Annotated in this window: 24 protein-coding genes and 1 tRNA gene; 16 read left to right on the top strand and 9 right to left on the bottom strand. The window is 73.5% G+C overall.

What is annotated here, in order from left to right:
* Nucleotides 1–27: 27 nt before the first annotated feature.
* The 8 genes from proB to EUS26_RS10210 all read left to right on the top strand — a co-directional run bounded on the left by proB (nucleotide 28) and on the right by EUS26_RS10210 (nucleotide 5,813).
* Nucleotides 28–1,152 (top strand): glutamate 5-kinase, encoded by a 1,125-nt coding sequence (gene proB / locus EUS26_RS10245; protein WP_130013733.1) that lies wholly within the window; start codon nucleotides 28–30, stop codon nucleotides 1,150–1,152.
* 55 nt (nucleotides 1,153–1,207) lie between these two features.
* Entirely contained in the window at nucleotides 1,208–2,488 is a 1,281-nt protein-coding gene (locus EUS26_RS10240; protein WP_130013732.1) for a glutamate-5-semialdehyde dehydrogenase, read from the top strand.
* Nucleotides 2,489–2,528: 40 nt separating this feature from the next.
* Nucleotides 2,529–2,753 carry a hypothetical protein gene (locus EUS26_RS10235; RefSeq protein WP_130013731.1) on the top strand — a complete coding sequence of 75 codons (225 nt, stop codon included), beginning with the start codon at nucleotides 2,529–2,531 and terminating at the stop codon, nucleotides 2,751–2,753.
* Nucleotides 2,753–3,337 carry a nicotinate-nucleotide adenylyltransferase gene (nadD, locus tag EUS26_RS10230; RefSeq protein ID WP_272947960.1) on the top strand — a complete coding sequence of 195 codons (585 nt, stop codon included), beginning with the start codon at nucleotides 2,753–2,755 and terminating at the stop codon, nucleotides 3,335–3,337. Before EUS26_RS10235 ends, nadD begins: the two co-directional genes overlap by 1 nt.
* On the top strand, nucleotides 3,338–3,721 hold the full coding sequence (rsfS, locus tag EUS26_RS10225) for a ribosome silencing factor (protein ID WP_130013730.1): 384 nt from the start codon (nucleotides 3,338–3,340) through the stop codon (nucleotides 3,719–3,721).
* 4 nt (nucleotides 3,722–3,725) lie between these two features.
* On the top strand, nucleotides 3,726–4,373 hold the full coding sequence (locus EUS26_RS10220) for a histidine phosphatase family protein (protein WP_130013729.1): 648 nt from the start codon (nucleotides 3,726–3,728) through the stop codon (nucleotides 4,371–4,373).
* 61 nt (nucleotides 4,374–4,434) lie between these two features.
* Nucleotides 4,435–4,507: transfer RNA gene (locus EUS26_RS10215), tRNA-Ala, on the top strand.
* Between the two features lie 61 nt (nucleotides 4,508–4,568).
* On the top strand, nucleotides 4,569–5,813 hold the full coding sequence (locus EUS26_RS10210; protein ID WP_165368578.1) for an MFS transporter: 1,245 nt from the start codon (nucleotides 4,569–4,571) through the stop codon (nucleotides 5,811–5,813).
* A 258-nt stretch (nucleotides 5,814–6,071) separates the two neighbouring features.
* Here EUS26_RS10210 and EUS26_RS10200 read toward each other — a convergent pair whose 3' ends face one another.
* Genes EUS26_RS10200 through aceB form a run of 5 tightly spaced genes read right to left on the bottom strand, consistent with a single transcriptional unit; the run spans nucleotide 6,072 to nucleotide 12,691 of the window.
* On the bottom strand, nucleotides 6,072–6,821 hold the full coding sequence (locus tag EUS26_RS10200) for an IclR family transcriptional regulator (RefSeq protein ID WP_130013727.1): 750 nt from the start codon (nucleotides 6,819–6,821) through the stop codon (nucleotides 6,072–6,074).
* A complete protein-coding gene (locus EUS26_RS10195; RefSeq protein ID WP_130013726.1) occupies nucleotides 6,818–8,233 on the bottom strand; it encodes a (Fe-S)-binding protein in 1,416 nt (471 codons plus the stop codon). The genes EUS26_RS10200 and EUS26_RS10195 overlap by 4 nt, the downstream gene beginning before the upstream one ends.
* Nucleotides 8,233–9,546 (bottom strand): FAD-binding oxidoreductase, encoded by a 1,314-nt coding sequence (locus EUS26_RS10190; protein ID WP_130013725.1) that lies wholly within the window; start codon nucleotides 9,544–9,546, stop codon nucleotides 8,233–8,235. The genes EUS26_RS10195 and EUS26_RS10190 overlap by 1 nt, the downstream gene beginning before the upstream one ends.
* Complete coding sequence (locus tag EUS26_RS10185; RefSeq protein ID WP_130013724.1) at nucleotides 9,546–11,021, bottom strand: FAD-linked oxidase C-terminal domain-containing protein; 1,476 nt, start codon at nucleotides 11,019–11,021, stop codon at nucleotides 9,546–9,548. The genes EUS26_RS10190 and EUS26_RS10185 overlap by 1 nt, the downstream gene beginning before the upstream one ends.
* A 53-nt stretch (nucleotides 11,022–11,074) precedes the next feature.
* Nucleotides 11,075–12,691: a malate synthase A gene (aceB, locus tag EUS26_RS10180; protein ID WP_130013723.1), complete on the bottom strand. Its 1,617-nt coding sequence runs from the start codon at nucleotides 12,689–12,691 to the stop codon at nucleotides 11,075–11,077.
* A 168-nt stretch (nucleotides 12,692–12,859) separates the two neighbouring features.
* Here aceB and EUS26_RS10175 point away from each other — a divergent pair, with 168 nt between their 5' ends.
* The 5 genes from EUS26_RS10175 to trmB all read left to right on the top strand — a co-directional run bounded on the left by EUS26_RS10175 (nucleotide 12,860) and on the right by trmB (nucleotide 18,401).
* The gene (locus tag EUS26_RS10175; RefSeq protein WP_130013722.1) at nucleotides 12,860–13,288 is read left to right on the top strand and encodes a GNAT family N-acetyltransferase; all 429 of its coding nucleotides are present in this window, start codon (nucleotides 12,860–12,862) and stop codon (nucleotides 13,286–13,288) included.
* Nucleotides 13,289–13,345: 57 nt separating this feature from the next.
* On the top strand, nucleotides 13,346–14,869 hold the full coding sequence (locus tag EUS26_RS10170) for a molybdopterin-dependent oxidoreductase (protein ID WP_130013721.1): 1,524 nt from the start codon (nucleotides 13,346–13,348) through the stop codon (nucleotides 14,867–14,869).
* A 31-nt stretch (nucleotides 14,870–14,900) separates the two neighbouring features.
* Entirely contained in the window at nucleotides 14,901–15,641 is a 741-nt protein-coding gene (locus tag EUS26_RS10165) for a fasciclin domain-containing protein (protein WP_238148907.1), read from the top strand.
* 184 nt (nucleotides 15,642–15,825) lie between these two features.
* Nucleotides 15,826–17,691 carry a translation elongation factor 4 gene (gene lepA, locus EUS26_RS10160; protein WP_130013784.1) on the top strand — a complete coding sequence of 622 codons (1,866 nt, stop codon included), beginning with the start codon at nucleotides 15,826–15,828 and terminating at the stop codon, nucleotides 17,689–17,691.
* Nucleotides 17,688–18,401, top strand: a complete 714-nt coding sequence (trmB, locus tag EUS26_RS10155) for a tRNA (guanosine(46)-N7)-methyltransferase TrmB (RefSeq protein ID WP_202865110.1) — start codon at nucleotides 17,688–17,690, stop codon at nucleotides 18,399–18,401. The genes lepA and trmB overlap by 4 nt, the downstream gene beginning before the upstream one ends.
* 6 nt (nucleotides 18,402–18,407) lie before the next feature.
* Here trmB and ppk2 read toward each other — a convergent pair whose 3' ends face one another.
* On the bottom strand, nucleotides 18,408–19,298 hold the full coding sequence (gene ppk2 / locus EUS26_RS10150; RefSeq protein WP_130013720.1) for a polyphosphate kinase 2: 891 nt from the start codon (nucleotides 19,296–19,298) through the stop codon (nucleotides 18,408–18,410).
* An 86-nt stretch (nucleotides 19,299–19,384) separates the two neighbouring features.
* Between ppk2 and hemW the strand changes: the two genes are divergently transcribed.
* The gene (hemW, locus tag EUS26_RS10145) at nucleotides 19,385–20,605 is read left to right on the top strand and encodes a radical SAM family heme chaperone HemW (RefSeq protein WP_130013719.1); all 1,221 of its coding nucleotides are present in this window, start codon (nucleotides 19,385–19,387) and stop codon (nucleotides 20,603–20,605) included.
* A gap of 430 nt (nucleotides 20,606–21,035) precedes the next feature.
* Here hemW and EUS26_RS10140 read toward each other — a convergent pair whose 3' ends face one another.
* The 3 genes from EUS26_RS10140 to fumC all read right to left on the bottom strand — a co-directional run bounded on the left by EUS26_RS10140 (nucleotide 21,036) and on the right by fumC (nucleotide 24,036).
* Nucleotides 21,036–21,548 (bottom strand): DUF4870 domain-containing protein, encoded by a 513-nt coding sequence (locus EUS26_RS10140; RefSeq protein WP_238148906.1) that lies wholly within the window; start codon nucleotides 21,546–21,548, stop codon nucleotides 21,036–21,038.
* Nucleotides 21,549–21,553: 5 nt separating this feature from the next.
* Nucleotides 21,554–22,441 carry a DUF3097 domain-containing protein gene (locus tag EUS26_RS10135; RefSeq protein ID WP_202865109.1) on the bottom strand — a complete coding sequence of 296 codons (888 nt, stop codon included), beginning with the start codon at nucleotides 22,439–22,441 and terminating at the stop codon, nucleotides 21,554–21,556.
* A 191-nt stretch (nucleotides 22,442–22,632) separates the two neighbouring features.
* On the bottom strand, nucleotides 22,633–24,036 hold the full coding sequence (gene fumC, locus EUS26_RS10130) for a class II fumarate hydratase (RefSeq protein WP_130013717.1): 1,404 nt from the start codon (nucleotides 24,034–24,036) through the stop codon (nucleotides 22,633–22,635).
* Nucleotides 24,037–24,122: 86 nt separating this feature from the next.
* On the opposite strand from fumC, the gene hrcA reads away from it, so the two are divergent.
* Both hrcA and dnaJ read left to right on the top strand, forming a co-directional pair.
* Nucleotides 24,123–25,142: a heat-inducible transcriptional repressor HrcA gene (gene hrcA, locus EUS26_RS10125; RefSeq protein WP_130013716.1), complete on the top strand. Its 1,020-nt coding sequence runs from the start codon at nucleotides 24,123–24,125 to the stop codon at nucleotides 25,140–25,142.
* A gap of 94 nt (nucleotides 25,143–25,236) precedes the next feature.
* Nucleotides 25,237–26,361, top strand: coding sequence for a molecular chaperone DnaJ (gene dnaJ / locus EUS26_RS10120; protein ID WP_130013715.1), 1,125 nt, complete (start codon nucleotides 25,237–25,239; stop codon nucleotides 26,359–26,361).
* The last annotated feature ends 3 nt before the right edge of the window (nucleotides 26,362–26,364 follow it).

The raw sequence follows: 26,364 nt of genomic DNA, 5'->3' as shown, positions 1-26,364 counted from the left end.
GCACGCAAGTGGAATAGTATTCGTCCCATGGCCTCGACCGTCGACCGCAGCGTCATCCGTGACGCGCACCGCATGGTCGTCAAGATCGGCTCCTCCTCGCTGACCGGTCCGCAGGGCGGTCTGGACGGCTTCCGCCTGCAGGCGCTGGCCAGCAGCCTGGCCAAGCTGTCGCTGGCGGGGACCCAGGTCGTCCTGGTGTCGTCGGGGGCGATCGCCGCCGGCATGGTGCCGCTGGGGCTGGACCGCCGGCCCAAGGACCTGGCCACCCAGCAGGCCGCGGCGAGCACCGGGCAGGGCGCGCTCATGGCGGCCTACACCCAGGCCTTCACCCTGCACGGCGTCCAGGTCGGGCAGGTGCTGCTGACCGCCGACGACATGCACCGGCGCAGCCACTACGTCAACGCCTCCCGCACCCTGGAGCGGCTCCTGGAGCTGGAGGTGGTGCCCATCATCAACGAGAACGACACCGTGGCCACCGACGAGATCCGGTTCGGCGACAACGACCGGCTCGCGGCACTCGTCGCCCACCTCGTCGACGCCGACGCCATGGTCCTGCTGTCCGACGTCGACGCCCTCTACACCGCGCACCCGTCCCGCCCCGGTTCGGCCCGCATCCCGCTGGTCGCGGGGGTCGAGGCGCTGGCCGCAGTGGACGTGAGCACCGCCGGGTCCGGCGTGGGCACGGGGGGTATGCAGACCAAGGTCACCGCCGCGCAGATGGCGGTCGCCGAGGGCATCCCGGTGCTCGTCACCAGCGCCGACCAGGTCCACCAGGCCCTGCGCGGCGAGGACGTCGGCACCCTGTTCACACCCGTCGGCACCAAGAGCCCCGCGCGCCGACGGTGGCTGGCGCACGCGAGCAGCGCCACCGGCCGGGTCGTCCTCGACGACGGGGCGGTCGAGGCCGTCGTCCGTCGCCAGACCTCCCTGCTGCCGGTGGGCATCACCCGGGTCGAGGGTCGCTTCAGCGCCGGCGACACCGTCGACCTGTGCGACCAGGCGGGCCGCGTGGTCGCCCGCGGCCTCGTCGGCTACGACGCCGCCGAGCTGGGCCCGCTCGTGGGCCGCCGGATGGTCCGCGACGCCGCCCTGCGCTCGGGCGCCCCCGCGCCCCGACCCGTCGTCCGCCGGGACGACCTCGTCGTCCTCTAGCCCCGTCAGACACGACATACCCCACCATCGCCGGTCCACCGGACCAGGAGGTCACATGAGCACCATCGCCCCCGAGGTCGTCGACCAGGTCGCCGCGGTCGCCCGGGCCGCGCGCACCGCCGCCCGCCAGCTCGCGCTGCTGACCCGCGCCGAGAAGGACGCCGCCCTGCTCGCGCTCGCCGACGCCGTGGACGCCGGGGCCGAGCGCGTCGTCGCGGCCAACCGCGAGGACCTCGAGCGCGGGCGCGCCCAGGGGCTGCCGGAGAACCTGCTGGACCGGCTGACCCTCGACGCGGACCGCACCCATGCCGTCGCGGACGCGCTGCGGCAGGTCGCCTCGCTGCCCGACCCGGTCGGGGAGGTGGTGCGCGGGTCGACCCTCGCCAACGGGCTGCAGATCCGCCAGGTGCGGGTGCCCATGGGGGTCGTCGGCATGATCTACGAGGCCCGCCCCAACGTCACCGTGGATGCCGCCGGGCTCGGCCTCAAGAGCGGCAACGCGGTCATCCTGCGCGGCGGCTCGGCCGCCGGGTCCACCAACGCCGCCCTGGTGGCGATCCTGCGTGCCGGGCTGGAGGAGCGGGGCATCTCCCCGGACGCCGTCAACCTGCTCTCCGAGGGCGGGCACGACGCGGCGCGGGCGCTGATGACAGCGCGTGGGCTGGTCGACCTCGTGATCCCCCGGGGAGGCGCGAGCCTCATCCAGACGGTGGTCACCGAGTCGACGGTGCCGGTCATCGAGACCGGTGTCGGGAACTGCCACGTCGTCGTGGACGCCAGCGCGGACACCGACATGGCCGTCGCCATCGTCACCAACTCCAAGACGCACCGGACCTCGGTGTGCAACGCGGCCGAGTCGCTCCTCGTCCACCGGGAGGCCGCCGAGCGGGTGCTGCCGGGGATCATGGCGCAGCTCGCCGCGGCCGGGGTCACCGTGCGCGGCGACGAGCAGATGTGCCGGTATGCCGAGGCCGCCGGCGCGGTGCACCAGCCGGTCACCGCCGAGGACGACGACACCGAGTTCCTCTCCCTCGACATCTCGGCCCGGGTGGTCGACGACCTCGACGCGGCCATCGCCCACGTGCAGCAGCACAGCAGCGGGCACACCGAGGCGATCGTCACGGCGGACCGCGCCGCCGCCCGCCGGTTCACCACCGAGATCGACGCCGCCGCGGTGCTGGTCAACGCCTCCACCCGGTTCACCGACGGCGGGGAGTTCGGGTTCGGCGCCGAGATCGGCATCTCGACGCAGAAGCTGCACGCCCGCGGGCCCATGGCGCTGCCGGAGCTGACGACCACGAAGTGGGTCGTGGAGGGCGACGGGCAGATCCGCTGACCCTGCCGGGCACCGTGGTGCGGCAGGTAGAGTGACGCCCATGTCGCCAGCGCAGAGCCTGCACCTCCTCGCCGCCGCCGAGGAAGGGGGCCACCACGTCGTCCACGAGCTGCCCTTCCCGCCCATCATGTTCGGCGTCATCGCGATCCTGGCGTTCGTGCTGCTGCTGGGCTTCCTGTGGGCCTTCCGCAACACGCTGGCCCTCGACCCGCACGGGGTGTCCGACGCGCACCACGACCCCGACCTGGGCCGAACCCAGTCCTGATGCGGCTCGGAGTGATGGGTGGGACCTTCGACCCCATCCACCACGGCCACCTCGTCGCCGCGAGCGAGGCCGCACACCTGCTCGGCCTGGACGAGGTCGTGTTCGTGCCCACCGGGCAGCCCTACCGCAAGGACGCCAGCGAGGTCACGGACGCCGAGCACCGCTACCTCATGACCGTCATCGCCACCGCGTCCAACCCCAGCTTCACCGTCAGCAGGGTCGACGTGGACCGGGAGGGCCCGACCTACACCCTGGACACCCTGCTCGACCTGCGGGACGAGCGGCCGGACGACGAGCTGTTCTTCATCACCGGGGCCGACGCGCTGGCCCAGATCCTGTCTTGGAAGGGCGTCTCCCAGCTGTGGGACCTGGCTCACTTCGTCGGGGTCACGCGCCCCGGGCACGTCCTCACCGACGCCGGGCTGCCCGAGGACAAGGTGACCCTGCTCGAGGTGCCGGCCATGGCCATCAGCTCCACGGGCTGCCGCGAGCGCACCGCCCAGGGCGAGCCGGTCTGGTACCTCGTGCCCGACGGCGTCGTCCAGTACATCGGCAAGTACGACCTCTACCGGAAGGACCCCTGAGTGGCAGCCACCCAACGCGCGATCGAGCTGGCGCAGGCCGCGGCCGCCGCGGCGCAGGACAAGTTGGCGCAGGACGTGGTCGGGCTCGACGTCTCCGGACAGCTCGCCCTCACCGACGTCTTCGTCATCGCCTCGGCGCCCAACGAGCGGCAGGTCGGCGCTGTCGTCGACGCGGTCGAGGAGCGCCTGCTGCAGCTGGGGGCCAAGCCGCTGCGACGCGAGGGGCAGCACGAGGGACGCTGGGTCCTGCTGGACTTCAGCGACATCGTCGTGCACGTCATGCACGCGGAGGACCGCCAGTTCTACGACCTCGAGCGGCTCTGGAAGGACTGCCCGCACGTGCTCGCCGGCCCGCCGGCGCCGGCCGCACCCGACGGGGCCTGAGCCGGTGCGGCGCGTCGTCGTCTGGCGGCACGGCGAGACCGCGCACAACGCCGGCGGGGTCTACCAGGGGCAGCTGGACACCGAGCTGTCCGCGACGGGACGCGAGCAGGCCCGGCGGGCAGCCCGCGTGCTGGCCGCTCGTGGGGTCTCCCGCCTCGTCTCCTCCGACCTGGCCCGGGCACGGCAGACCGCCGCCGAGCTGGCCGAGCTGACCGGGCTGGACCTCGAGCCGGACGCCCGGCTGCGGGAGATCCACGTCGGGCGCTGGCAGGGCCTGACCCACGTCGAGGTGAGCGCTCGCTACCCGGAGGCACAGCTGGCCCTCGAGCGCGGCGAGGACGTCGTCCGGGGCGAGACCGGTGAGCGGCTGGCCGACGTCGCGGCCCGCACCCGGGCGGCGTTCGAGGACGTCGTCGCGGGGCTGCCCGAGCACGGTCTGGCGGTGCTCGCGACCCACGGCCTGGCCACCCGGGCGCTCGTCTGCGTGGTCGTGGGCCTCCACGTCGGGCAGGCCGCCCAGGCGCTGGTCGGCCTGCGCAACTGCCACTGGGCGGACCTCGTCGAGCACCCGACGGGGTGGCGGCTGGAGACCTGGAACGCGGGGCCACCGGACGCCGGGTCGGTGGGCACGATCGCGCACCCGGTGCCGTGACGGGGATTTGGTGATTGCCGAACGCGCTGGGTAAAGTATCCAAGTCCTCACGGGGCGACCCGGGGCTGTGGCGCAGTTGGTAGCGCACCTCCATGGCATGGAGGGGGTCAGGGGTTCGAATCCCCTCAGCTCCACCGGTATAGGGCCGGGCACCCAGGTGCCCGGCCCTTCTCGCTGCTCCGAGGGAGGGACGCGGTGTCCAGGCAGGATGGCGCGGGCGCGGCCGACACGGGGTTCCGGCTACGGCACATCGCCGTGCCCGCCTTCGCCCCCACGGTCGTCAACGCGGTGGGCCTGGGGGCGATCACCCCGGTGCTGGCGCTGCTCGCTCGAGACCTCGGGGCCAGCGTCGGTCAGGCCGCCTTCGTGGTGGCCCTGCTCGGGGTGGGCAGCCTGCTGGGGGCGCTGCCGGCAGGCGCCCTCGTCGCCCGGATCGGGGAACGGCGGGCCATGGTGCTCGCCGGGGTGGCCGATGCCGTCGCCCTCGCGGTCGTCGCCTCGGCGCCGTCGCTGGCGGTGCTGGGCGCAGGCGTCCTGGCGAGCGGGGTGACCTGGGCGGTCTTCCTGCTGGCCCGGCAGGGCTTCCTCATCGTCGTCGCCCCGGCGCACCTGCGGGCCAGGGCCATGTCGACCCTGGGCGGCTCGCACCGCATCGGCGGCTTCCTCGGGCCCGTGCTGGGCGGCGCCCTGCTCGCGGCCACCGGCGAGCTGCGCTCGGTCTTCTGGCTGGCGGCCGCGACGGCGCTGCTGTCCGCCGTCGTCGTGCAGCTGGCCCCGGACCTGACGGCGCGGCACGAACGGGCCGCACGGGCGGGTGGGGCGCGTCCCACCCGGGTGCTGGCGGTCCTGCGCGACCACCGGCGCACCCTGGCCTCGGTCGGCAGCGCGGTCGTCGTCATCTCGGGAGCCCGGTCGCTGCGCATGGTCCTGCTGCCGTTGTGGGCCGACCACGTCGGCATCTCGGCCGCCACCACCTCGCTCGTCTTCGGCGCGGCGGCCCTGCTCGAGATCGGTCTCTTCTACCCCGCCGGGTGGGCCATGGACCGGGCCGGGCGCGCCGTGGTGGCCGTGCCCGTCGTCGCCCTCATCGGGCTGGGGGTGCTCGTCCTGCCGCTCACCGGTGGCCTGCTCGGGTTCACCCTGCTGGCGCTGCTCATGGCGGTCGGCAACGGGCTCGGCTCAGGCATCGTCATGACGCTGGGCGCCGACACCGCGCCGCGCGAGGGCCGCGCACAGTACCTCGGTGGCTACCGCCTCGCCGGCGACCTCGGGGGTCTCGGCGGGCCGCTGCTCGTCTCCGGGCTGTCCCTGGTCGTCCCGCTCGCCGCCGTCTGCGTCACCGTGGGCTCGCTGTGCCTGCTCGGGACCGGCTGGGTGGCGCACCGGGTCGGCCGCATCGACCGCCGCCGTCGGGTCGGGGCCGCTCACACCCCGGGGTAGTGCCGACGCACCTGCGCCACGACGCGGTCGAAGACCCGTTCGTGCACCGCGGCGCCCGTGCGCCGCACGGCAGCAGGGGACCGTCGCGTCCCACCACGAGGACCGGGCGGTCCTTGCCCTGGCTCGGGTCCTCCTCGTACGGCACCCACGCCCACACCACCTCGCCCGGGTCGGCCCGGGCGGGCCGTGCCGTCCGCCCGGCCGCGTGCCCCGCGACCCGCACGGCCCGGATCAGCAGGCGGCCGACCCCGCGCGTCCTCACGACGGGTCGGCCAGGGTCGTCGCGACGCGACGGAGCGCGGGGACGACCGCACGGGCCCGCTCCCGGGTGAGGCGCTCGGTCGGCCCGCTCACCGAGAGCGCGACCTCGAGCGCCGCGACCGGCACCGGCACGGCCACGCACCGGACCCCGAGCTCCTGCTCCTCGTCGTCCAAGGCGAAACCCTGGTCGCGCACGGTCAGCAGCTCGGACGTGAGCTCCTCGACGGTGGTCAGGGTCTGCGGGGTCCGGGCCTCCAGCGGCGACCTCGCCAGCAGCTCGACCCAGGTGTCGCGGGGTCGCGCCGCGAGCGCTACCTTGCCGACGGCGGTGGAGTGCAGCGGGACCCGACGGCCCACCTCGGCGAAGATCCGCAGGGTGTGCGGGGAGGGGGACTGGGCGACGTAGACCATCACCCCGCCCTCGAGCACCGCCAGGTTGGCTGTCTCCCCGGTCTGGCGGACGGCCTCGCGGAGCGCGGGTGCCGCCGCGGCACCGAGGGCGCGGTAGGACGCGTCCCCGACGCGCAGGGCGGCCGGCCCCACGGCATACCGGCGGTCGGCGTCCTGGCGCACCCACCCGCGCGACGCGAGCCCGGCGACGATCCGGTGCGCCGTCGCCGGTGACAGGCCCACCCCCCGGGCGATCTCGGTCACCCCGAGCGGTGAGCCGGCCGCGAGCAGCTCGACGATGTCCAGGGCGCGGTCGACCGACTGCACGCCCCGGGGCCGCTCCTGCGCCGGGCTCACGGCGCGACCCCGCCCGGCGCGCGCCGTCCGGCCACCCCGGCCAGCGGCACCCCGCGCAGCGAGGCGTCCAGCACCACGGCGGTGTGGACGAACGGGAGCGGATGGCCGGCGCGCTCCAGCGCCCGGGTGATCTGCATGAGGCAGCCGGGATTGGCGGTGACGACGAGCCCGGCGCCGGTGCGCAGGATGCCGGCCGCCTTGCGGTCGCCGAGCTCGGCCGCCGGCTCGGGCTGGAGGATGTTGTAGACCCCCGCCGAGCCGCAGCAGATCTCGCCGTCGGGGATCTCGACGAGCCGCACCCCCGGTATGCCGTCGAGCAGCTCGCGCGGGGCGTCCACCACGCCCTGGGCGTGGCGCAGGTGGCAGGCGTCGTGGTAGGCCACGGTGACGGGTGCGTCGCCGACCGGGTGCCGGGGAGCCACCGGGCCCAGCTCGACGAGGAACTCCGCGAGGTCGCGGACCCGGTCGCCGAGGGCGCGGGCACGCTCGGCGTAGGCCGGGTCGTCGGCCAGCAGGTGGGCGTACTCCTTCATCGTGGAGCCGCAGCCGGCGGCGTTGACCACGACCGCGTCCACGCCCGCCTGCTCGAAGGTGTCGACGAGGCGGCGGGCGTAGGCCCGGCCCTCCTCCTCCCGCCCGCTGTGGACCGACAGCGCGCCGCAGCAGCCCTGCCCCGCGGGGGCGACCACCTCGCATCCCTCGGCGGCGAGGACCCGGGCGGTGGCGGCGTTGACCTCGCCGAAGAACTCCCGCTGGACACAGCCGGTGAGCATCCCGACCACGGCCCGCCGTGGCCCCTGCGCCGGGGTGCGCCCGGGCACCACGACCCGCGGACCCAGCGGGGGCGCCAGCGACTGCATGACCTCCAGCCCGGGGCTCACCCGGCCCACCAGCCCGGTGCGCCGCACGAGGTCGAGCAGGCCGGTGCGTTGGGCGGCCCGCAGCGGGCCGCGCAGCAGCCGCAGCCGCGCCGGGTGGGGGAAGAGCGCGAAGACGAACGCACGCAGGGCCCGTTCCCGACGGGGCCGGGTGACCCGACGCTCGACCTGGGCCCGGGTCTGCTCCAGGATGCGGTCGTAGCGCACGCCGGAGGGGCAGCTCGTCACGCAGGCCATGCAACCCAGGCAGGCGTCCAGGTGCCCGACCGTCGCGGCGGTCAGGGGGGCGCCCGCGGCGGCGGACCGGATCTGGTCGATCCGGCCCCGCGGGCTGTCCATCTCCTCGCCCCACAGCTGGTAGGTCGGGCAGGTGGTGAGGCAGAAGCCGCAGTGCACGCAGTCGTCGAGCAGGTCCGGGTCGGGCGGGCGGAGGGCGTCGAAGGCCGGGTCGGCGAGGACGGGAGACCGCTCGCCGCGGACCCGGGGCATCCCGAGCAGCGTGCGGCGCGGTGTCGGTCCCGGCTGCGTGCTCATCACAGTCCTCCCACGAAGCGGCCCGGCGCGAGGGTCCGCCCGGGGTCGAACTGCGCCTTGACCCGGCGCATGAGCTCCAGCCCGGGCACCGGCCCCCAGGTGCCCTCCGCGTCGAGCGACGCCTTGACGGCGGGCGGGGCGTCGAGGGCCACGGTGGACCCGCCCAGCCGCGTCGTCGCCGCCCGCACGGCCATCACGGCACCGAGCACCGTCTCGACCTGCGCCTCCTCGGGGAGCGTGGCGCGCAGCACTCCGACCCCGGCGGAACCCGTGATCGTCAGCCCGTGGTCGTTCGCGACCTGCACCAGCTCGGCGGTGCCGCTCAGCCGCGTCGTGACCCGGAGCAGGGTCGGCCGCCTGGCCACCTCCTCCGCGGTGGACCAGGGCTCGGCGGCGCTCGGGACGACGTGGGTGATCTCCTCCACGGTGACGCGCTCCGGGTCGACGGCGACGACGGCCTCGGCAGAGCCCACCAGACCGGGCGAGGAGAGCTCGGCGGCGAGCCGCGCGGCCCGGCGTCGCGTGCTCCCGGGGCTCCCGCCCAGGCCGACCGACACCTGGGCGTCCGCCCCCGGAACGGCGTGCACGTCGAGGACGTGCGGTGCGGTCTGGGTCCTGACGAGGTGCGCCAGCACGGGTGCCAGGCGCTCACGGGGCACGAGGGCGTGCACCTGCCGGACCTCCTGCGGCTCGGGGTGCAGCCGCACGGTGACCTCGGTGACGACGGCCAGGGTGCCGAAGGAGCCGGTCATGAGCTTGCCCAGGTCGTAGCCGGCGACGTTCTTGACGACCTTGCCACCGGCCCGGGCGACCGTCCCGTCGGCGAGCACGAGGCGCACCCCGAGGACGAGGTCGCGCAGGGGGCCGGCCCGCAGCCGCCGGGGACCGGACAGGTTGGTCGCCACGGCACCACCCAGGGTGGACCCGGCCGCGTCCGCCCCACGACCGACCGCGAGGTCGTCGACCACCAGCTCGTGCCCCGCGTCGGCCAGCAGGTGGCGCAACCGGGTGAGCGGCATACCGGCTCCGGCCGTCGCGACCAGGTCGCCGCGCGCGTGCTCGACCAGCCCGGCCATGCCGCCCGTCTCGAGGACCACGTCGACGCGTTCCGGCGGGCGACCCCACTCCAGCTTGCTGCCGTGGCCGCGCACCACCACCGCGAGACCGTGGGCCGAGCAGGCGCGCATCAGCTCCGAGGTCTCCTGCGCGGACGCCGGTCGCGCCACCACGCCGGCGGGGACGCCGTCGACCTCGTCCTCCTCACCGGCCGGCCGCACCGCGCACGTCGCCCCCAGGACCTCCTCGAGCGACATCAGAAGACCTCGGCCCCGTCGACGGACGGCTCGTCCGCCGCATGCACCACCCGCGGGCGCTCGCCGCACATCCGCGGTGTCGGGTAGATCTTGCCCGGGTTGGCCAGCCCCGCGGGGTCGAAGGCGCAGCGCAGCAGCTGCATGGTGTCGAGGTCGGCGGGCTCGAACATCCGCGGCATGTAGCGCGCCTTGTCCGCGCCCACGCCGTGCTCCCCGGTGATGGACCCGCCGTGGGCGACGCACAGGTCGAGGATCATGCCCGACACCTCCTCGGCGCGCTCGGTCGCGCCCTCCTGGGCGGCGTCGAAGAGCACGAGCGGGTGCAGGTTGCCGTCACCGGCGTGGAAGACGTTGGCGACCCGGACCCCGCGCTCGGCGCTGATCCGACCCATCTCCCGCAGCACCTCCGGGAGGGAGGTCCGGGGCACCACGCCGTCCTGGACGATGTAGTCCGGCGAGATCCGCCCGACCGCGGCGAAGGCCGACTTGCGCCCCTTCCAGATCTCCGCGCGCTCCGCGGCGTCCGCCGCGGTCCGGAACTCGACCGCGCCGTGCTCCGCGCAGAGCCGCCGCACCCGGTCCAGCTCCTGCTCCACCTCGACGGCGGGGCCGTCCAGCTCCACGACGAGGACCGCTCCCGCACCCTCGGGATAGCCGCAGGAGACCGCCGCCTCGGCGGCCTCGACGGCCAGGGCGTCCATGATCTCGATCGCCGCGGGCACGATCCCGGCGGCGATGATCGCGCTGGTCACCGCGCCGGCCTCGTCGGTGCTGCCGAAGCCGGCGAGGCAGGTGCGGACGTCCTCGGGCAGCCGGGTGAGCCGGAGGGTGGCCCGGGTCGCGACGCCCAGGGTCCCCTCGCTGCCCACGAAGGCGCCGAGCAGGTCGTACCCCGGGGCGTCCGGGGCCTCGGTGCCGAGGGTGACCTGCGCGCCGTCGGGGGTGACGACCTCGAGGGACAGCACGTGCCCGGCGGTGAAGCCGTACTTCAGGCAGTGCGCGCCGCCGGAGTTCTCGGCGACGTTGCCGCCGACGGAGCAGATCTGCTGGCTGCTGGGGTCCGGGGCGAAGTAGTAGCCACCGGGCTCGGCCGCCCTGCTCACCGCGAGGTTGACCACGCCGGGGTCGACGACCGCGCGCTGGTCCTCCGGGCGCACCTCGTGCAGCGTGCGCAGCCGGCTGGTGACGACGAGGACCCCGTCGGCGTGGGGGAGCGCACCCCCGGACAGCCCAGTGCCCGAGCCGCGGGCGACGAAGGGCACGTCGTGGCGTGAGCAGGCCCGGACGACCTCGGCGACCTGGTCCGCGCTCTCGACGAGGACGACGAGTGCCGGCCGGACGCGGTATGCCGCGAGCCCGTCGCAGGCATACGTCTCGCGCTGCGCGGGATCGGTGACGAGCCCGTGCTCGGGCAGCCGCTCACGCAGGTCGCGCAGGACCGCGCCGACCCCCGCCCGTGGGTCCGTCTGCGTCATCGTCCGCCTCCTCGGTCCAGCCGCCGCCCACCCTGGTCGTGGTGGGGACCTGCTCAGGGCATCGTCTCGTAGGCGGGCACGGTGAGGAAGTCCACGAACTCCTCGCCGACCGCCACCTGCAGGAACAGCGCGGTGGCCGCGCGGTGGTCGGACTCCTCGCCCGGCAGCTCCCGCAGCACCTCGTCGGTCAGCCGGTGCACGAGCTCGCGGGTCACCTGCTCGCCGGTGTCGGCGAGGGTCACGCCCTGGTGCAGCCACTGCCACACCTGGCTGCGGCTGATCTCGGCGGTCGCGGCGTCCTCCATGAGGTGGTGGATGCCGACCGCCCCGCGGCCGGTGAGCCAGACCGAGAGGTAGGTGATGCCCACCTCGATGTTGGCGCGCAGCCCCCGCTCGGTGACCTCGCCCGGGGTGGCGGCGACGTCGAGCAGGTCGGCCGCCCGGACCTGCACGTCGTCGCGCAGGCGGCCCAGCTGGTGCGGGCGGTCGCCCAGGACCGCGTCGAAGACCTCCCGGCAGGTGGGGACCATGCCGGGGTGCGCCACCCACGAGCCGTCGAACCCGTCGTCGGCCTCCCGCTGCTTGTCGGCGGTGACCTTCTCGTAGGCCGCGGCGTTGACCGCCTCGTCCTTGGAGGGGATGAAGGCCGCCATCCCGCCGATGGCGTGCGCGCCGCGCCGGTGGCAGGTGCTCACCAGCAGCTCGGTGTAGGCCCGCATGAACGGCGCGGTCATCGTGACCGCCGCCCGGTCGGGGAGCACGTAGTCCGCACCGCGGGTGCGGTAGGTCTTGATGACGCTGAACAGGTAGTCCCAGCGCCCCGCGTTGAGCCCGGAGGAGTGCTCACGCAGCTCGTAGAGGATCTCCTCCATCTGGAAGGCCGCCGGGAAGGTCTCGATGAGGCAGGTGGCGCGGATCGTCCCTCGGGGGATGCCGAGCCGGTCCTGGGCCAGCACGAAGGCGTCGTTCCACAGCCGCGCCTCGAGGTGGTGCTCCATCTTGGGCAGGTAGAAGTAGGGGCCCTTGCCGGCGTCGAGCTGGGCGCGGGCGCTCGCGCAGAGGTAGAGCGCGACGTCGACCAGGCCCCCGGCGACCCGCTCCCCGTCCACGGTGACGTGCTTCTCGTCCAGGTGCCATCCGCGGGGCCGCATGACGATGGTCGGCAGCGCGGCCTGGTCGGTGGTCTCCAGGGAGTACTCCTTGCCCTCGGCCGAGGTGAAGGAGATGGTCCCGAGGACCGCGTCGCGCAGGTTGATCTGGCCCTCCACGACGTTCTCCCACAGCGGGGTGTTGGCGTCCTCCTGGTCGGCCAGCCAGACGCGGGCGCCCGAGTTCATCGCGTTGATGGTCATCTTGCGGTCGGTCGGCCCGGTCATCTCGACCCGCCGGTCCTCCAGGCCGGGCGCGGGCCGGGCCACCCTCCACGAGGGGTCGGAGCGCACCCCTTCGGTCTCCGGCAGGAAGTCGAGGTCCTGGCCTGCGGCGACCCGCGCGACGACCTCGGCGCGGGCGGCCAGCCGCTCCTGCCGCCGCGGCTCGAGCTCCCGGTGCAGCGCGGCGACGAGCTCCAGGGCGGGCCGGCTCAGGATCTGCTCGTACCCCGGGTGCACGGGACCGGTGACCTCGACGCCGTCCGGCAGGTCCAGTGCGGGGGTGGGTGGACTCGTCATGACGCCTCCGAGGTATTCCGCTGTGCGGAACGATGAGTTCGCTGGATGGAATGAGCCTAGCGTCACCGCGGGTGGCCGTCCACCCTCCCAGGGTCGATCCGCCCGGCGACGCGCGCGTCCTGACGGCACCGATGGCGGGGGGCGGACCGGCTGGCTAGGCTGTGGCCCGTGGGTGGCCACGAGATCCTCATCAGCGCTGATGACCGCCCCGGCCGCGAGGAGCTGCTCGGGCTCTACGACGCCGTCGGGTGGTCGTCCTACACGACCGACCCCGACACCCTCGAGGCCGCCGTGGCCGGGTCCACCCGGGTGGTCACCGCACGCTACGGCGACGACCTGCTCGGCCTCGCCAGGGTCATCTCGGACGGGGCCACGATCGCCTACCTCCAGGACGTCCTCGTCCGCCCCGAGCTGCAGCGCGAGGGCGTCGGCCGCGCCCTCGTGGTGGCGGCGCTCGAGCCCTTCGCCCGGTGCCGTCAGAAGGTGCTCCTCACCGAGGACGAGCCCGGCCAGCGGGCCTTCTACGAGTCGCTCGGGTGGACCGAGATCCGCGACCACGAGGACGGCCGGCTGCGGGCCTTCGTCCAGCTGCGATGAGCCGGGTGTGACCTAGGTCACACCATCCGTACCCGGGGTGGGCGCCGAATCCTGGGCATGACGACGACATCTCCTTCACGGGGCCAGCGGGTGGCCGGAGCCTTCTCCGGCCTGCTCGCCGGCGGTGCCGGGGTGCTCGCCGGAGAGGGTCTTGCGCAGCTCCTGGACGTCACCGGCCCGGTCGTGGCCGTCGGCAACCGAGCGGTCGACCTCACCCCCCGCCCGGTCAAGGAGTGGGCCATCGAGACCTTCGGACAGGCCGACAAGGCAGTCCTGCTGGGTGGCGTCGTGCTCACGCTCGTGGTCCTGCTCCTGGCGCTCGGCTGGGTCGGGGCCCGCCACCGTGCCGTCGCGCTGGGCGGTATCACCCTCCTGGTCGCGATCGCGGCCCTGGCCATGGTCCTCGACCCCGCCCAGGGCGGGGGAGCCCCGGCCGTCGCGGCATCCGTTGCGGGGATGCTGGTCGTCGGGATCGGCGGGCTGGCATGGCTCCTCTCGTCACTCCTCGTGCGCACGGGCGAGGGGGCGGGGCTGGACCGTCGCCGGTTCCTGCTCGCCACCTCCAGCGTGGCGGCGCTGGGCGCGGCGGGAGGGGCCACGCGCACCCTCGGGGGCTCGACGCCCGGGGACGGGCTGGACCTGCCCGCTCCCGCGATGCCGGCCGAGCCGGTGCCCGACGGGGTGAGCTTCGACGTCGACGGGCTGACCGCACACGTCACTCCCACCCAGGACTTCTACCGGGTCGACACCGCGCTGCAGGTGCCCGCGGTGGCCGCCGGCTCGCACGTGCTGCGGATCACCGGGATGGTCGACGAGCCGCTCGAGCTGACCATGGGCGACCTGCTGTCCCGCGAGCTGGTCGAGCGCCGCATCACCCTCACCTGCGTGAGCAACCAGGTCGGGGGGGACCTGCTGGGCACCGCGACCTGGATCGGCATCCCGGTCCGCGAGCTGCTCGCCGAGGCCGGGGTGCAGCCCGGCGCCGACGCCGTGCGCTCGGTGAGCACCGACGGCTACACCGCCGGGACCCCCCTGGACGTGCTCACCGACGACCGCGAGGCACTCCTCGCCGTCGGCATGAACGGCGGGCCCCTCCCGGCCGAGCACGGGTACCCCCTGCGCATGGTCACCCCCGGCCTCTACGGCTACGTGTCGGCGACGAAGTGGCTGACCGAGCTGGAGGTCACCCGGTTCGCCGACTTCACCGCCTACTGGACCGACCGCGGGTATGCCGCGAAGGCCCCCATCAAGCTGTCCTCCCGGATCGACGTACCCGGCTCGTTCGCCCAGCTGGAGGCCGGCGAGGTCACCGTCGCCGGTGTCGCCTGGGCGCAGACCGTGGGCATCGAGCGCGTGCAGGTGCGCGCCGACGAGGGGGAGTGGCAGGACGCCGAGCTCGGCGTCGAGGACTCCGACCAGACCTGGCGCGCCTGGCGCTGGACCTGGTCGGCGGAGCCCGGTTCGCACCGGCTCGAGGTCCGCGCGACCGACCGCGCGGGCCAGACCCAGACCTCCCGGCGGGAGCCCATCGCTCCTGACGGGTCCACCGGGTGGCACAGCGTGACGGTCACCGTCTCCTGAGCCGTCCGACCCCATCAGAAAGGAATGCATGATGCGTATCTCCAAGGGAATCCTGGCCGTCTCGATGGCCTCCGCGCTGGCGCTGTCCGCGTGCGGCGGCGAGGGCGACGACATGGCCGCCGAGGGCGGCTCCACCGAGCAGTCCAGCGAGGACATGGCCTCCGAGGACATGGAGTCCGAGGACGACATGGCCGACGACGACATGGAGTCCGAGGACGACATGGCCGACGACGACATGCAGACCGAGGAGGACATGGCCGGCGGCCAGATGGACCCCGCCGCCAACCTCGTCGGCCCGGGCTGCGCCGACTACGCGGAGCAGGTGCCGGACGGCGACGGCTCGGTCGAGGGCATGGCCCAGGACCCGGTCGCGGTGGCCGCCGGTAACAACCCGCTGCTCACCCAGCTGACCGCCGCCGTCTCCGGCGAGGTCAACCCGGACGTCGACCTGGTCGACACCCTGAACGGCGACGAGTTCACCGTCTTCGCGCCGGTCGACGAGGCCTTCGAGGCCATCGACCAGGAGACAATGGCCACGCTGCAGGAGGACGCCGACCTGCTGCAGTCGATCCTGACCTACCACGTCGTGCCCGGGCAGATGACCCCGGACGAGGTGATGGGCGAGCAGACCACCGTGCAGGGCGAGACCCTCGAGGTCACCGGCTCCGGTGACGAGCTCATGGTCAACGACGCCTCGGTGATCTGCGGCGGTGTGCAGACCGCCAACGCCACCGTCTACCTCATCGACGGCGTGCTGATGCCGCAGGGCTGACCCTGCGGACCGCCGCCGGGCCCGAGACACCGGGCGGCGGATCGACGGACCTGTCCGCACCCCACCTTCCGGGGGTGCGGGCAGGTCCGTGCCGGTGGTCGCCGTGCCGCCCGCGGCCGGGGGACGTGGGACACTGGCCGGAAGACCACCGTCCACCCCTGCCCGTCTCTGCGAGGTGCCCGCCCTGTCTCCGCTCGCCCGACCCGACTCGGTGCCCCAGCCGGCCTCGACCCCACCCGAGGTCATCCGCAACTTCTGCATCATCGCCCACATCGACCACGGCAAGTCGACCCTGGCCGACCGCATGCTGCAGGTCACCGGTGTGGTCGACCAACGCCAGATGCGGGCGCAGTACCTCGACCGCATGGACATCGAGCGCGAGCGTGGCATCACCATCAAGAGCCAGGCCGTGCGGATGCCGTGGGCGGTGGACACGACCTACATCCTCAACATGATCGACACCCCGGGGCACGTCGACTTCACCTACGAGGTGAGCCGCAGCCTCGCCGCCTGCGAGGGCGCGGTCCTGCTCGTGGACGCCGCGCAGGGGATCGAGGCGCAGACGCTGGCCAACCTCTACCTGGCGATGGAGAACGACCTCACGATCATCCCGGTGCTCAACAAGATCGACCTGCCCTCGGCCCAGCCGCAGAAGTACGCCGAGGAGATCGCCGGCCTCATCGGCTGCGACCCGACCGACGTGCTCCGGGTGTCCGGCAAGACGGGGGAGGGCGTGCCCGAGCTGCTGGACCGCATCGTGGCCGAGCTGCCTCCTCCCGTGGGTGACGCGGACGCCCCGGCCCGGGCGATGATCTTCGACTCGGTCTACGACACCTACCGCGGGGTGATCACCTACGTGCGGGTCGTCGACGGCAGCCTGTCGCCGCGCGAGCGCATCGCGATGATGTCCACGAAGGCCACCCACGAGCTGCTGGAGATCGGGGCGATCAGCCCGGAGCCCGCGCCCACGCAGGGCCTCGGGGTCGGCGAGGTGGGCTACCTCATCACCGGGGTCAAGGACGTGCGCCAGTCGAAGGTCGGCGACACCGTGACGGGGGAGCGCAGGCAGGCAGCCGAGCCCCTGGGGGGCTACCACGACCCGCGCCCCATGGTCTTCTCCGGGCTCTACCCCATCGACGGCTCGGACTACCCGATCCTGCGCGACGCGCTGGACAAGCTCAAGCTCAACGACGCGGCGCTGGTCTACGAGCCGGAGACGTCGGGTGCCCTGGGGTTCGGTTTCCGGGTCGGTTTCCTGGGGATGCTGCACCTGGAGATCGTCCGGGAGCGGCTGGAGCGCGAGTTCAACCTCGACCTCATCTCGACGCTGCCCAACGTCTCCTACGACGTGCGTCTCGACGACGGCTCGGAGTTCGAGGTGACCAACCCCAGCGAGTTCCCGGCCGGCAAGATCGCCTCCATCACCGAGCCGGTGGTGCGCGGCACCATCCTGGCCCCGAGCGAGTTCATCGGCGCCATCATGGAGCTGTGCCAGAACCGCCGCGGCACCCTGCTGGGCATGGACTACCTGTCCCCGGAGCGGGTCGAGCTGCGCTACACCCTGCCGCTCGCCGAGATCGTCTTCGACTTCTTCGACGCGCTGAAGTCCCGCACCCGCGGGTACGCCTCGCTGGACTACGAACCCTCCGGGGACCAGGAGGCCGACCTCGTCAAGGTCGACATCCTCCTGCAGGGCGACACCGTCGACGCGTTCAGCGCCATCGTGCACCGGGACAAGGCCTACGCCTACGGCGTCCAGATGGCGGGCAAGCTCAAGGAGCTCATCCCCCGGCAGCAGTTCGAGGTGCCGGTGCAGGCCGCCATCGGCTCCCGGGTCATCGCCCGGGAGACCATCCGCGCCATCCGCAAGGACGTGCTCGCCAAGTGCTACGGCGGTGACATCAGCCGCAAGCGCAAGCTGCTGGAGAAGCAGAAGGAGGGCAAGAAGCGGATGAAGATGGTCGGCTCGGTCGAGGTCCCCCAGGAGGCCTTCATCGCCGCCCTGTCCCAGGACGGGAGCGGCGCCGAGACCGCGAAGTCCAAGAAGTGAGCGACGCCACCGACGAGCGGCCGCCCGCCCGCACGCGCTCCTTCACCCGGCGGGGCGGCCGGATGCTCAAGCAGTCCCACCAGGACGCCTGGGACCGGTATGCCGACGTGCTGGTCCTCGACGTCCCGCGCCCTCCGGGCGGGTCGACCTCGGTGGACCCGGCATACCGCGTCGACCCGGCGCAGGTCTTCGGCCGGAGCGCACCGATGGTGGTCGAGATCGGCTGCGGCTCCGGCGACGCCCTCGTGCACGCGGCCACGCAGCGGCCGGACTGGGACTTCCTGGCGCTGGAGGTGTGGCGTCCGGGCATCGGCCACGCGATGGCCAAGATGGGTGAGGCGCTGCCCAACGTGCGCTTCGTGGAGGCGGACGCCGCGCTCGCCCTGCAGACCCTGCTGCCGCCGGCCAGCGCCCACGAGGTGTGGACCTTCTTCCCCGACCCCTGGCCCAAGAACAAGCACCACAAGCGGCGTCTGGTCTCCCCGGAGTTCGCCACGACCGTCGCCGACCTGGTGCCCCCCGGCGGGCTGTGGCGGCTCGCCACCGACTGGGGCGACTACGCGCGCGCCATGCGCCGGGTGCTGGACGCGCACCCCTCCTGGGAGCTGGACTCGCGGGAGCGGGCGCCGCTGCGGCCGCAGACCCGCTTTGAGCGTCGCGGCCGGGAGGCGGACCGGGAGATCGTCGACCTCGCCTACCGCCGCACCTGAGCGGCGTCAGTCGCCGGCGCTGTCCTTGGCCCGCTTCACCAGCCGTGGGTCCGGACGCAGCACCACGTCGTGGTCCTTGCCCTCGTACTCGAACTGCGAGAGGAAGTGGCGCATGGCGTTGATGCGGGCCCGCTTCTTGTCGTTGCTCTTGATCGTCACCCACGGCGCCCAGTCCGAGTCGGTCCGCCGGAACATCTCCTCCTTGGCGGCCGTGTAGTCCTCCCAGCGGTCCAGGCTCTCCAGGTCCATGGGGGACAGCTTCCACTGCCGCACCGGGTCCAGCTGGCGGATGGCGAAGCGGGTGCGCTGCTCGGTCTGGGTCACCGAGAACCAGAACTTGGTGATGGAGGTCCCCGCGTCGACGAGCATCTGCTCGAACTGCGGCGCCTGCAGCATGAACCGGTCGTACTCCGCCTCCGAGCAGAACCCCATGACCCGCTCCACGCCGGCCCGGTTGTACCACGAGCGGTCGAAGAGGACGAGCTCCCCGGAGCTCGGCAGGTGCTGGATGTAGCGCTGGAAGTACCACTGCCCGGCCTCGACCTCGGTCGGCTTGTTGAGCGCGACGACGCGGGCTCCACGCGGGTTGAGGTGCTCGGTGAAGCGCTTGATCGAGCCCCCCTTGCCGGCGGCGTCGCGCCCCTCGAAGACGAGGACGTGCCGGCTGCCGTTGTCCTTGGCCCAGTACTGGAACTTCAGCAGCTCGACCTGGAGCAGCCACTTCTCGACCTCGTAGTAGTCCCGGGTCATCCGCTCGCTGTAGGGGTAGTCCTCGCGCCAGGTGTCGACGGCGCTGCCGTCGGGCGTGATGAGGTCAGGGTCGGAGCCCTGGTCGTCCCGGACGGTGTAGCCCTGCTCCCGCAGGCTGTCGATGTACTCACGAAGCCGCTGCTGCACGCCACCGACCCTAGCGCGCCGACCCCGGTCGGGCAGGCCTGGCCGACGGTACGGCGCGGGGCGTCGCGGGTGGGACACTGGAGGGTATGCCGTCCAGCTTCCCCCCGGGTGACCCCGCCCCCGCGGACGGCTCCCTCCCCGCGTCCGCGCTGACCGGTATGCCGCAGCGCCCCTTCTCGGTCTACCTGCACGTCCCCTTCTGCCGGGTCCGGTGCGGCTACTGCGACTTCAACACCTACACGCTGCCCGAGCTGGCGGACGACGCCGCCCCGCAGGGATACCTGCGGTCCGCCCTCGCCGAGGTCGAGATGGCCGGCGGCGTGCTCGAGGGGGCCGGGACGCCGTCCGTCTCGACCGTCTTCGTGGGGGGCGGCACCCCGACCATGCTGCCGGCCACGTCCCTCGGGGCCCTCGTGGCGGCGGTGGGCGAGCGCTGGGGCCTGGCGCCGGGGGCAGAGGTCACCACCGAGGCCAACCCGGACACCATCACCCCGGCCGTCGCGGAGCAGCTGGCGGGGGCGGGCTTCACCCGGGTGAGCATCGGGATGCAGTCCGCGGTCCCGCACGTGCTGCGGACCCTGGACCGCACCCACGACCCGGCCCGCGTCGCCACCGCCGTGGACGCCGTCCGGGCCGCCGGCCTGCAGGTGAGCCTGGACCTCATCTACGGCACCCCCGGGGAGTCGCTGGAGGACTGGCGGGCGAGCCTGGACGCCGTGGTGGCCCTGGAGCCGGACCACGTGTCGGCCTACGCGCTGGTCGTCGAGCCGGGGACCCGGCTGCACGGGCAGGTGCGCCGCGGCGAGGTCCCCGCCCCCGAGGACGACGACGAGGCGGACAAGTACGAGCTGGCCGACGCGGTCCTGGGCGCGGCGGGGTACGGGTGGTACGAGATCTCCAACTGGGCCCGCAGCCCGGAGCGCCGGTGCCGCCACAACCTGGCCTACTGGCAGGGTGCGGACTGGTGGGGCGTCGGGCCAGGGGCGCACAGCCACGTCGGCGGGGTGCGGTGGTGGAACGTCAAGCACCCCCGCGCCTACGGCGACCGGCTGGCGCAGGGGCTCAGCCCGGCGCACGCGCGCGAGGTGCTCGACGACGAGGAGCGCCACGACGAGCGGGTGCTGCTCGGCGTCCGGCTCGCGGACGGGCTCCCGGTCGAGCACCTGCGCCCCACGGGCCGACAGGCGGTCGCGGGTCTGGTCGCCGACGGGCTGCTCGAGGGCCGCGCCGCGGTGCGGGGCAGGGCCGTGCTGACGCTGCGCGGCCGCCTCCTGGCGGACACGGTCGTGCACCGGCTGCTGCTCTGACCCGGGCCCCAGGTGGCGGTCGCTCCCGGTTCACCGACACGCCATACCGGGTCCGCCGGTCCGTCGTCCCGGCGAGCCACACTGACGGCAGACCCTGCGGGGTATGAGCCTGCAGGGCCGGACACCGGGGGGACGAGATGTGGCCCGGTCGGCGAAGTATGAGTTCGCCAACCGGGCCACGACCCGGGGCGATGTCACCGGGCGGTGCGCAAGGTGCCAGAGGCTCAGCTGCGCATCACCGCAGCTCCGTCCCTGCGGACGGTGTGAATCCTCGGCCAGTCTCGCGACCCGCGCTCCCCGAGGGGAGTGCGTGAGGTCATGTCTACGCCCGCTGTTCACCGGGCGCAAGGGGCTGGCGCCGCACGACGACGCCGGCCCCGGCGTGTCGCGAGGGACACGCCGGGGCCGGTGACGGGGGTGACGGGCGGGGTCAGCTGAGCAGGCGCAGCTGGAACGGGTAGTCGTAGACCCGACCGTCGGCCGCCCGCATCGCGCCCTTGATGTGGCACCACAGCTGGATGACGAACAGGGCGATCCAGGCCGGGATCGCCCACAGGAAACCGATGCCCAGGGTGAGGATCACCGAGATCCAGAGCCCGATGCTGATGATGGACAGCGTGAGGTTGAAGTTGAACGCGCCGGCCGACGCGGTGCGGACCGCCGCCGACCGGTCCTTGTAGAACAGCCAGATGAGCAGCGGGCCGAGGAAGGGGACCCAGCCGACGCTGAGCAGCATCGCCAGGGGCGCGGAGAGGTGGGCGAGCAACATCATGGTGCGCTCGTCGCCCTGCGGCGCCCCCGAGGGCGCGCCGGGACCGGGCGGTGGCGACGAGGGCTGGCCGTAGGCCTGAGGCCCCGAGGCAGGCTGGGAGCCGGAAGGCCCGCCGGCTCGCTGCGGGTCCTGCCAGGGCTGGTCGCTGGGGGACTGCGGTGTCTGGGTCATGCTGCTCACTCCTCGTGAGGTGGTGGAACGGTGACGAAGTCGATCAGCTCTTCGACGCTGGCGAGCAGCGTAGGTTCCAGGTCGCTGTAGGACCGCACGGTCGAGAGTATCCGTTTCCAGCCCAAGGCCACGTCGGTCTGCGTCCGGTGCGGCCAGCCGAGCTCGGCCAGCACCCCGTGCTTCCAGGACCGTCCGCGCTCGATGACCGGCCAGGCCTCCCGGCCGAGGCGGGCCGGCTTGACCGACTGCCAGACGTCCACGTAGGGGTGCCCGAGGATGCGGACCCAGGGGCTCACCCGTTCCGCCGCCTGCACGATCCTGGTCTCCTTCGTGCCCGGCACGAGGTGGTCCACCAGGACGCCGAGCCGCCGCTCGCGGGTCGGCGCGAACTGCCGGATGAGGGAGGCCAGGTCGTCGACGCCGTCCAGCATCTCCACCACGACGCCCTCGACCCGGAGGTCGTCGCCCCACACCTTCTCCACCAGCTCCGCGTCGTGGCGCCCCTCGACCCAGATGCGCGAGCCGCTGGCCACGCGGGCCGGCGCGTCGCCCACCCGCACCGAGCCGCTGGCGGTCCGGGAGGCCGCCTGACGGGCCTGGGCCAGCCGCTCGTCCGAGGCGCGGTCGCGGGGCCGGGTGAGGACCACCGGCCTGCCGTCGACGAGGAAGCCGGGGCCGAGCGGGAAGCCCTTGCGCCGCCCACGCCGGTCCTCCAGGTGCACGACCTGCATCCCGCCGGCCCGCTCCACCCCGACCACGGCGCCGCACCAGCCGGTGTCGACGTCCTCCACCACCAGACCGGGCTCGGCGGGCACCTCCTGCGCGCGTCCCCGACGGGGGGCGCGCCAGTCGGAGGCGAGGACGTCGGTGCCGTAGCCGTAGCGGTCGTTCACAACCGACGACGGTAACGCCTGTGGCTCATGTGACGGTCGAGGCGCGCCACCCATCCCACCGAGCGTCGCCAATGGTTGCTCTCGCACCCCACCGAGCGTCGCCAATGGTTGCTCTCGCATCCCACCGAGCGTCGTCAATGGTTGCTCTCGCCGGATCAGCCAACCATTCGCGGCGCTCGGTGGAAGGAGGGTCAGGCCTGGCGGGGGTGGGTCATGTCCAGCGGGACCACCCAGGCGTCGAACTCCTCGGCGGTGAGGTGGCCGCTCTCCAGGGCCGCCTCGCGCAGCGTCTGCCCGGACCGGTGCGCCGCCTTGGCGATGGCGGCGGCCTTGTCGTAGCCGATGTGCGGGTTCAGCGCGGTCACCTGCATGAGGTTGCTGGCGAGGTTGGCCTCGATCCGCTCGGTGTTCGGCTCGATGCCCCGCGCGCACCCCACGTCGAAGGCGAGGCAGGCGTCGCTGATGAGCCGGATGCTCTCCAGCACGGCGTGGACCATGACCGGCTTGAAGACGTTGAGCTGGAAGTTGCCCTGGCTGCCGGCGAACCCGACGGTCGCGTCGTTGCCGAAGACCCGGGTGGCGACCATGGTCATCGCCTCGGACTGGGTCGGGTTGACCTTGCCCGGCATGATCGAGCTGCCCGGCTCGTTCTCCGGGATGACCAGCTCGCCGATCCCGTTGCGCGGCCCCGAGGCCAGCCAGCGCACGTCGTTGGCCATCTTCATCAGGGCGCCGGCCAGGGTCCGCAGCGCGGCGGAGGTCTGCACCAGCGCGTCGTGCGCGGACAGCGCGGCGAACTTGTTGTCCGCGCTGCGCAGCTCCAGCCCCGCCTCCTCGCCCATCCGGCGCGCGGCCAGCGCCCCGAAGTCCGGGTGGGCGTTCAGCCCGGTGCCGACGGCGGTGCCGCCGATCGCGAGCTCCCGCAGGCCCTCACCGGCATGACGCACCTCGCCCAGGGCGTAGTCGAGCTGGGCCACCCAACCGCCGATCTCCTGCCCGAGGGTGATGGGGGTGGCGTCCTGCAGGTGGGTCCGACCGACCTTGACGACGTCGGCGTACTCGGCCGACTTCGCGGCGAGGGTGTCGCGCAGCTGGCCGACGGCGCCGTCCAGCCGGTCACGCAGCTCCAGCAGCACCGCGATGTGCATGGCGGTCGGGAAGGTGTCGTTGCTGCTCTGCCCGCGGTTGACGTGGTCGTTGGGGTGCACCGGGGTCTTGCTGCCGAGCTCGCCGCCGGCCAGCTCGATGGCGCGGTTGGAGATGACCTCGTTCGAGTTCATGTTGCTCTGCGTGCCGGACCCGGTCTGGAAGACCACGAGCGGGAAGTGGTCGTCGAGCTCGCCGGCGATGACCTCGTCGGCCGCCCGGACGATGAGGTCGGCGACGTCCTGCGGGAGCTCGCCCAGCTCGGCGTTGGCCTGGGCCGCACCCTTCTTGAGGATCCCGAGCGCGGTGATGACCGGCCGGCCCCACACGAAGGTGTCCTGGCCGATGGGGAAGTTGTGGATGCTGCGCTGCGTCTGCGCCCCCCAGTAGCGGTCGGCGGGGACCTCGACCTGGCCCATGCTGTCGGTCTCGATGCGCGGCTGGCTCATGGCGCACATGGTATGACGTGCCTCCGGCTCGCGTAGACTGGCACTCCGCCCCCGTGAGTGCCAGTGACAGGAAGGAGGCAGCCGACGTGAGCGAGGACCGTCGCCTGGAGGTCCTGCGCGCGATCGTGCAGGACTACGTCCGGACCTCCGAGCCGGTCGGCTCCAAGGCCCTGCTGGAGCGTCACCAGCTCGGGGTCTCCGCCGCGACCGTGCGCAACGACATGGCCGCGCTCGAGGACGAGGGCCTCATCACCGCCCCGCACACGAGCGCCGGGCGGATCCCCACCGACGCCGGCTACCGGCTGTTCGTCGACCGGCTGCAGCAGATCAAGCCCATGAGCCGCGCCGAGCGCGCCGCCATCGCCCGGTTCCTCGACGGGGCGCTGGACCTCGACGACGTGGTCTCCCGCACCACCCGGCTGCTGTCCAGCCTGACCCAGCAGGTCGCGGTCATGCAGTACCCCAGCCTGTCCCGGTCCACGCTGCGTCACGTGGAGCTGGTGCCGGTCGGCGGCACCCGCCTCATGATCGTCCTCATCACGAGCACCGGCCGGGTCGAGCAGCGCGTGGTCGACGTCGGCCGCGACCTCACCCTCGAGCCCGACGTGGTCGCCACCCTGCGCACGCTGGTCAACGAGCTGGCCGTCGGGGAGCTCCTCGTCCGCATCCCCGCCCGCCTCGCCGAGGTGGAGGAGCGGGTCACCCCCACCGACCGCCCCCTGGCGCAGGTCGTCGTGGACACCCTCGCCGAGGCGGCGCAGGAGCGCACCGAGGAGCGGATCGCCATGGCCGGCACCGCCAACCTGGCCCGGGTCGGCAGCGACTTCCCGACCTCGCTGTCCCAGGTGCTGGAGGCGCTCGAGGAGCACGTCGTGCTGCTGCGCCTCATGGGGAGCATGGCCTCGCTCGACGACGGCGAGACCGTGGCCGTCGCGATCGGCACGGAGAACCCCTACGAACCGCTGCGGACCACCTCTGTCGTCGCCACCACCTACGGCACCGCCGGTGGCCTGGGCGTCGTGGGGCCGACCCGTATGGACTACCCGCAGGCGATGGCCACGGTCCGGGCCGTCGCGCACTACGTCGCCGACATCCTGGACGGGTGAGCCACCTCACGGCATACCCGCGCCCGTCCGACCGTTGCACCATCCGGACCCGCACCAGACCGCACACGACACGACCGCAAGGACGTCCCACGCTGTGAACGACTACTACGCCGACCTCGGCGTCGCCCGCGAGGCCACCCCCGAGGACATCAAGAAGGCCTACCGCAAGAAGGCCCGCCAGCTGCACCCCGACGTCAACCCGGGGGCGGAGGCCGAGGCCGAGTTCAAGAGGGTCAGCCAGGCCTACGACGTGCTCGGCGACGCCGCCAAGCGCGCGTCCTACGACCGTGGCCAGGACCCCTACGGCGGCGCCACCGGCGGCTTCGGCCAGGGCTTCACCTTCAGCGACATCATGGACGCCTTCTTCGGTGGCACGGCCGCCGGCGCCCGCGGCCCGCGCTCGCGCACCCAGCGCGGTCACGACGCGCTCATCCGGCTCGACATCGACCTGCCCACCGCGGCCTTCGGCGGTGAGCAGACGCTGCAGATCGACACCGCGGTGGTCTGCAGCACCTGCTCGGGCGCCGGGGCGCAGCCGGGCAGCGGCACCCGCACCTGCGACGTGTGCAGCGGCCGCGGCGAGGTGCAGCAGGTGCAGCGCTCCTTCCTCGGCCAGGTGATGACCTCGCGTCCGTGCCAGGCGTGCCGCGGCTTCGGCGACGTCATCGAGCACCCGTGCTTCGATTGCTCCGGCGAGGGCCGGGTCCGCACCCGCCGCGACCTCACCCTCAAGGTGCCGGGCGGTGTCGACACCGGCACCCGGATCGCGCTCGCGGGCGAGGGCGAGGTGGGTCCCTACGGTGGTGAGCCGGGCGACCTCTACGTCGAGATCCAGGTGGAGCCGCACGACGTCTTCACCCGGAGGGGCGACGACCTCCACTGCACCCTCGAGGTGCCGATGACCGCTGCTGCGCTGGGGGCGACCCTGCCGGTCGAGACCCTGGACGGCCCGGTCGAGGTGGACCTGCGCCCCGGCACCCAGCCCGGGCAGACGCTGCCGCTGGCCGGCAAGGGCATCACCCACCTGCGCGGCGAGGGCCGCGGGGATCTCGTGGTGCACCTGGACGTCAAGGTGCCGACCCGGCTCAACGACAGCCAGCGCGAGCTGCTGGCGCAGCTCGCCGAGAGCCGGGGCGAGTCCAGCCCGACCGGGCGCATGGGCTCCCCGAGCGGCCACGCCCGTCGGCACAGCCTGTGGGACGCGCTGCGTGGCAGGTAGGCC

Source organism: Serinicoccus sediminis, from assembly GCF_004153545.1.
GTDB classification, from domain to species: domain Bacteria; phylum Actinomycetota; class Actinomycetes; order Actinomycetales; family Dermatophilaceae; genus Ornithinicoccus; species Ornithinicoccus sediminis_A.
Note: the sequence above shows the minus strand (reverse complement) of the source record. Positions and strands in the feature narration are given on the sequence as shown.